Origin of the sequence: Inquilinus limosus MP06 (assembly GCF_000767795.1) — a bacterium.
In the GTDB taxonomy this organism is placed as follows: domain Bacteria; phylum Pseudomonadota; class Alphaproteobacteria; order DSM-16000; family Inquilinaceae; genus Inquilinus; species Inquilinus limosus_E.
Window position 1 is genome coordinate 21491 of record NZ_JANX01000015.1, and the last position, 6230, is coordinate 27720.

Here is a 6230-nt window from a genome sequence, read left to right on the forward strand (position 1 = left end):
GTCAGCGCCCCGACCGGATGCGGTCGAAGAACTGAGGAAGCGGCGTCTGCACCGAACGCTGCGGAGCTGCGACTGCTGGCGCTGCGGGGGCGGCCGGCGGCTGCTGAGGCGCTGCGACACGCGCCTGCGCATCGAACACCGACCCACCCTGCCGTAGCTGGCCCGGATAGCGGCTCATCATCGCGTCCATCAGGTTGCCGTACTGCTGGGCATAGCCGGAGTTGAAGGTCGGCATCGCGACACGCCCTGGCATCGACCCCGGCTGCAGGCCGCCGCCGCCCCGCGCCATGACGGCCTGCGCGAGGGCGTCCATGGTCTGCGGCTGCCCGACGATCGGATTGAGGCGCGGCATGCTGATGTTGTTGTCGCCGCCGCCTGCTGCGCTCTGCAGCATGTCAAGAAACGTTGCCATACCGGCCCCTTTCCCAATCTTCCCTCAGCAGCCCGAGGACGACCGCGTCATCGCGGCCGAAGCCTCGCCGCAGCAGCCCCTCGCGCTGGAAACCGAGCCCTTCGCAAAGCCTGATGGACCGGCTGTTCGAGGCCATGATCGCGGCCCCTACCCGCCCGCATCCGAGCTGGCGGAACGGATATCCCAGGATCAGGGAGACCCGGTTCCGGCTGATCCAACGTGGCGTGTCGGCCGCGATGCTGACCTCGATCGCCCCGAACTCAGGGATGTAGCCGTGGAACAGCACCCCGGCGACGAGCTGCGCGCCCTGGATCACACCGATGCCGACATACGGCACCGGCAGGCGCGGCATGCTCGGGATCCGGCTCTGCACCCATGCTCCAACGGCCTCGTCCGCGCCGTAGAGCAGCCTCACATCAAGGCCCCTTGCTCATAGATCGTGTCGAAGGACACGACGCGCACGTCCACGCCCTCGATCAGGTCGTTGCGGCCGAGCGGCGGCGTGACCGTCAGGTTCATCGTGGCGGCGAAGGTGTAGCCAAGCCCGAACACCGTGGTCCACTCCAGCCGAACCTGAGGCGTTTCGTCCGTCCAGACGGCCTGGTCCCAGATGGCGAAATCCCACCGCGGCCCGTTCGGGATGATGGGGCTCAGGACGCCCTGCGGAGTGCGGATGGAGAAATCCGTCGACACGTCAACGGCCGGCGAGACGGTCGTATCGCCCTGGATCACCGGCCGCAGCATCTTGATCTGCTTCTGCTGCGCCTGCGGCTTCAGGTAGTTGAAGGCCGTCACGATATCGGCCGAGAGGCTTTCGGAGCCCACATCCGACACGCCATTGTCGGAGAGCCCCACCTGACCATCCCAGGTCCCGAAATACGCCTTGCCGTCCATCAGCGCCCAGCAGGCAGCGTTCATGCCCTGGAACTGGCACCATGCCCCCGTGATGGTGTTCATCACGTACTGCACGCCGGTATTGGCCGAAGTCGGCACATTGACGATCGCCATCGTCCCGACCGGATACGACATGAGCTGCCAGCCCCGCAGAGCGCCGGTCGCCCGCACGGAGTCATTGAATGCGGCCTGGATGTTCTTCGTAATGGCCGCTTGCTGCGCCGACGAGCGGTCCAGCGTCAGCGACTTCGCCAATGAGATGACGCCATCCTCGCAGGTGATCGCGATGTCCGCGCCCACCTTGGTGAGGCATCGATAGCCAAGCGGCCGGCCGATCTGCCAAGTCCCCTTGATCGCCCAATTGCTCGCATCGCTCGGGTTGGTGCCCTGGTAGGCGATGAGCTGCCCTTCCGACGTCAGAAAGAAGGCGTAGTCGTCCGGGCCGAAGCCGCCGTCGATGGTCCAGCTCCCGCCGGCGATCAGCTTGCCGCCGGCCGACATCAGCGGCCCGAGGTCGAACATCGTCGCCGCCCCGCCGATGGCATCCGTGTCGAGATACCAGGCCCGGGTGCTATCCCTCTCGATGAACCAGATCCGGCGCTTGTGGTCGAACACGTTGATCAGCTTGGCACTGTCCACGCCGGTGATTGCCGGCGTCGTGGCCCAGCCCGTCCCGTTGTAGAGCTGACGCTGTTGCGCACCGTTCACCGCCACCAGCCAATGACCGCCGCTGTTGGCGAAGTTGATCCATTGCCACCAGTCGTCCGAGCTGATCACGCCGGTATCGACCTTGTTGTCGATCAGCGCGTCATCCCACAGCGTCTCGACCGGCTCCGGCGTCGGCGTATCCCACTCCGTTGCCGGCTGGAGCGCACCCGGGAACACATCCCACAGGGTCTCCTGCTCGAAGCTCTGCTCGGTCGCGTCCCAGATCTTGCCGCCGCCAACCGCGAACAGCTTCTGGGACGTCGGGCCGTTCCACACCATCAGCGTCGTGACGGCACCAGAGATGTTCTGCGCCCACATCTGCGAACCGCGCCGCAGGGCCACGTCGGTCGGCGTCGGGAACCAGTTCACCAGCTTGACGGCGCTGTCCTCGGGCATCTTCGCCAGGCTGTCGAGCGCCATCCAGCCCTTGACCGGTGCCGGGATCGTGCCGGCAACTGACACCCGCTGCCTCGTCGGATTGGCGCGAAGGGCCGTCCGCACCATGTCACACCACGTTGATGGTCTGTGACCAGTTGAAGCCAGGCCAGCGGTAGCGGGTGGCGCTCATGTTGATGTCCTTCATGCCGCCGTTGCGCGCCGCCGCCTGCTCGACCTGGCGCTCGTACGTCGCCATGTCCTCGGCGTAGTCGAGCCCCTTGGTCTGCCGCCACCGCCAGATCATGCCGAGCGTGATCAGCTCCTCATCGAGCCGTGTCGTGTCGGTGTCAGCCGTCCACCGGTCGCCGTAGGTCTCCGGCGTGCCGGCATGGATGCACCAGTTGCTGCTGATGCACTCCCCGCGCACCGTCTGACCGTCCGCCGGCGCCGGGTAGATGTTCAGATCCTCGCCGATGATGCGCCAATAGCCCCAGAGGCCGGGGCTCACGGGCCGGCTGATGGCCGCAGCCCACTCCTCAGGCGTCAGCGGCCCCAGGATCGGGCGGAACATGTCGACCCACCAGATGACCCGGCCTGGCGACATGCGGTTCATCTCGGCCGGCAGGGCGCCGGGCTGCGGCATACCGGCGACGGTCGTGAACTCGAACGGCACGATCAGCCGCGTCCAGTTCGACCGCTGGGCAAGCGCGGTCGCCTCCTTCTGGGCGATCCTCTGAAGCTGCTGCGCCTGAAGATCCAGGGAGCCGACCACGGCCGTCGGCGGCGTCACGCCGACCTCAAGCGCGACGTCCTGGACGATCGAGAGCAGCGTCATGGATCAGGCCTTCCGCGGACGGCCCGGTCGGCGCTTGGGCGCCGGATCATCGCCCTCGGGCTCGGGCGCACTGGCCAGGAACGCCTCATAGGCCTCCGCGTGTTTCTCGCGGTCCTCGTCCGTCGCCGGGCGCGGGCCGATCGTGGTGCCGTGGTCGATGACGAAGCTGAACAGCTCCTCACCGTCGTCCGAAAGGCTGAACTTGGCGCCGACATCCGGCGCGGCGTTGCGGTCGCGGCTCATGCGGCCTCCTGCTGCTTGTCTGAGATCGCCTGAAGCCGGGCTGCCAGCTCCATCACCTGAGCCTGCAGCCGGGCGACATCGCCGCGCAGGCGCTCGTTCTCGGCCGCGAGGCGCGGCGCCTCCGCGCTGTCCTTCGCGGCGGCGAGGAAGGCTTTGGCCTTGGCCTGTAGCTCGCGGGCGCCCATGCCAATGCGTCCGAGGCCGGTGTCACTGAGCCCCGCCAGATCCTCGATGGTGTAGATCCTGAGAGCGGCCAGGTCGGCAGCTTGGCGCGCATCCATGGCCGGCCAGCTGCGGAGGGGCGTCCCGACCGCCTCGGCCTCGCCGGTGCGTTTGAACTGCTCGATGTGGTCGGCGAAGCGCTGTGACCAATCACCATCATGCCAGATCGAACCATCCGGCTTGTGGCGTTCGATGATGCGCGTGGCTTCGTCCCGGCTGTTCGGGTTGGTGACGCCGCCGAACAACACCTTGTCATGCACCGGGCGGCCGGCGGCCTCCGATGCGGCGTCGTTCACGCGGGTCTGCCACTCCAGCCGGAGATAGCCGCCGTCCTTGGTCTTGAATAGCGGTCGATCCATGTGCCCTCAATGAAGCGGGGCGGCCCGGAGACCGCCCCTCGTTGATCAGGTCGCGGCGCCGATGGCCCAGAAGTACTGGCCCGTGGTGACGGCCTCGCCGACCTTGGTCTTGTAGTTGCCGGCGCCGGCCGCGGCCGACCCGGTGCCGGCGGTGACGATGATCGCGGTGTCCGCCGCGATGTTCGCCGATGCCAGAGCGAGGATGTAGCTGACGCCGTTGCTGCCAGTGACCTTGGTCGCCGGCTTCACGCCGCGGAAGTCTCCCAGCACCGTGGACGGCGCCTGCAGGACGTCGACCCCGGTGATCGGCGTGATGCTGTACTGGGCATGTGCCATGATCAGCCCCCTTACGACTTGAAGTAGACGCCCTGGAGCGAAGCGTTGCTCAGGGTCATGTTGCCGGCCCACAGGATCGCCTGCACCGTCGCGTCCTGGTTGATCGCCCGCACCTCTTCCATCGGCACCATGTTGGTGTCGCTGTGCGGGCGGTAGTACAGGTAGTCGGTGTTGAGGAAGTACATGTGGTTCGCCGGGCAACCACCGCCCTGCGCGCCGTCGACCACCACCGGTGCCCCGAGGTATTCGAGGTTGGTGAAGCCGGCGTCCGCCATCTTCGCATTGGTGATGCGCTGGATGGGCTGAAGCGACTCCAGGTAGTTGGTGTAGGCGTTGTTGTCGGCCAGGATCAGGTCGACCTTGTCGCGGCCACGCATGCACTTGAGCCACAACAGGTTCATGTTGTGCTGGACGGTGGTCTTGTCGAACACCGCTTCGCTCTGGACCTGATTGCGCCAGAAACTCCAGGTCGCCCGGTTGATGCCGCCCACGGTACCGGTGGTCGGGTCATCGGCGACCAGCAGCTTGAGGCCGCCAATCTCCTTGCCCGCCGAGCCGGTGCCATCGGCATAAACGCCGAGCGCAATGCCGTTGGTCATCGTCTTCTCGGCGTTCTTGATGCGCTTGGCCAGGAGGGGGATGACCTTCTCGCGGCCGGCGTTCTGGATGCGACCTTCCAGGCCGGAGATGGTGACATTCACCGCGGCCTGCTTCCAGTCGAACTCGGCGGCGCTGAACACGTCGGACGGGCTGACATCCAGGAGCTCATAGCCGCTGTAATACTGGAATGTGCCGTTCTCGGCGTATTCCAGTTCCTCTACCAGCGTGCGGCCGCCATCGGCGGGGCGGGCGTTGCCCTTCTGCTCCAGGCGGAGCAGCGCGGCGTTGTTCTTGGTCACATTGTCGGCCAGCTTCTTCGATCGGTTGCGAAGCGTGGTCGTGACGATTTCCGTCAGGTTTGGGGACGCCATGGGTCACCTCATAGACGGGCGCCTGCGTCGACAAACGCCGCTCGCAGGTCGTCCTCGATGGATCCAGAAGAGGGCAATCCCAGGCTCTGCGAGCCCGGAACCGGTGCCCCGGTGAGGCTCCCGCCGGCCTGCCGCGCCTTGGCGGCGACCTCCGCAGCCTTGCGCTGGGTCTCAGCCTGTGCCGCGGCCTGCTGCTCCTTGATGAGCGCGACGCGGATCTCCGGATGAGCCCAGGCGGCCATGTCGTAGGCCTCGCCCAGATCCTTCGCGCGCCCGCCTTGGATCAGAAGGGCCATGTCGTCCTTCAGATCCTCGAAATAGACGCGCTTCGGATCGGCGGCGAATGCCTGGATCTCGGCCAAGGCGGTCGAACGCTGATATTCGACGGCCTGCTGCTGCTGTGTGGTGAATTGGCCCTTGAGAGCGTTGATCTCCTGCACCAGCGGCTGAAGGTACTGCGCCAGCGGGTTGGGTTGATGTCCCGGCTGCTGGCCGTTGCCCGGCTGCTGTGCGAACTGTCTCAGATCGACCCCGTAGGATCGTGCAAGCCACGCGATGCCGTTGACGGGATCGCGGTCCAAGACTGCCTGCGCATCGAAAAGCTGCTTGATGGCCTGAGCGGGGGTCACGCCGCGCATCGTCAGCGCCGGCAGGAACGGCTCAACGGCCTTGTCGATACCCTTGTACTCCGCGAGCTTGGCGAGGCCGTCGTTGACCTCCTGCTCGCGCTTGGCGACAGCCTCCTGCACCTCTTTCGGCAGGGCGGCGAACGCGGCCTTGGCGCCGATCGACCAGCCCGGCGGCGGGCGGAGCGCGCCCGCATCGGCCGGCGGCGTCTGCGTGGCCTGCTGCGGCTGGTCCGGCGCCTTCTG

General features: G+C 66.7%; 9 protein-coding genes. All 9 read right to left on the minus strand.

Annotated elements, in window-relative coordinates; translation table 11 throughout:
• Position 1 precedes the first annotated feature (1 nt).
• Positions 2-394: a hypothetical protein gene (locus P409_RS03020; protein ID WP_034831575.1), complete on the minus strand. Its 393-nt coding sequence runs from the start codon at positions 392-394 to the stop codon at positions 2-4.
• 1 nt (position 395) lies between these two features.
• Positions 396-764 carry a GNAT family N-acetyltransferase gene (locus tag P409_RS03025; protein ID WP_152613223.1) on the minus strand — a complete coding sequence of 123 codons (369 nt, stop codon included), beginning with the start codon at positions 762-764 and terminating at the stop codon, positions 396-398.
• Positions 765-823: 59 nt separating this feature from the next.
• The gene (locus P409_RS03030; protein ID WP_152613224.1) at positions 824-2518 is read right to left on the minus strand and encodes a hypothetical protein; all 1695 of its coding nucleotides are present in this window, start codon (positions 2516-2518) and stop codon (positions 824-826) included.
• A 1-nt stretch (position 2519) separates the two neighbouring features.
• The gene (locus tag P409_RS03035) at positions 2520-3227 is read right to left on the minus strand and encodes a phage adaptor protein (RefSeq protein WP_034831578.1); all 708 of its coding nucleotides are present in this window, start codon (positions 3225-3227) and stop codon (positions 2520-2522) included.
• A gap of 3 nt (positions 3228-3230) precedes the next feature.
• Positions 3231-3470 carry a hypothetical protein gene (locus tag P409_RS03040; protein ID WP_034831579.1) on the minus strand — a complete coding sequence of 80 codons (240 nt, stop codon included), beginning with the start codon at positions 3468-3470 and terminating at the stop codon, positions 3231-3233.
• Positions 3467-4051, minus strand: a complete 585-nt coding sequence (locus P409_RS03045) for a hypothetical protein (protein ID WP_052119966.1) — start codon at positions 4049-4051, stop codon at positions 3467-3469. The genes P409_RS03040 and P409_RS03045 overlap by 4 nt, the downstream gene beginning before the upstream one ends.
• A gap of 45 nt (positions 4052-4096) precedes the next feature.
• The gene (locus P409_RS03050) at positions 4097-4387 is read right to left on the minus strand and encodes a hypothetical protein (RefSeq protein WP_034831580.1); all 291 of its coding nucleotides are present in this window, start codon (positions 4385-4387) and stop codon (positions 4097-4099) included.
• A gap of 11 nt (positions 4388-4398) precedes the next feature.
• Positions 4399-5358: a phage major capsid protein gene (locus tag P409_RS03055; protein ID WP_034831581.1), complete on the minus strand. Its 960-nt coding sequence runs from the start codon at positions 5356-5358 to the stop codon at positions 4399-4401.
• Between the two features lie 8 nt (positions 5359-5366).
• The coding region (locus P409_RS38665) for a hypothetical protein (RefSeq protein WP_052119967.1) at positions 5367-6230 on the minus strand (864 nt) is incomplete at its 5' end.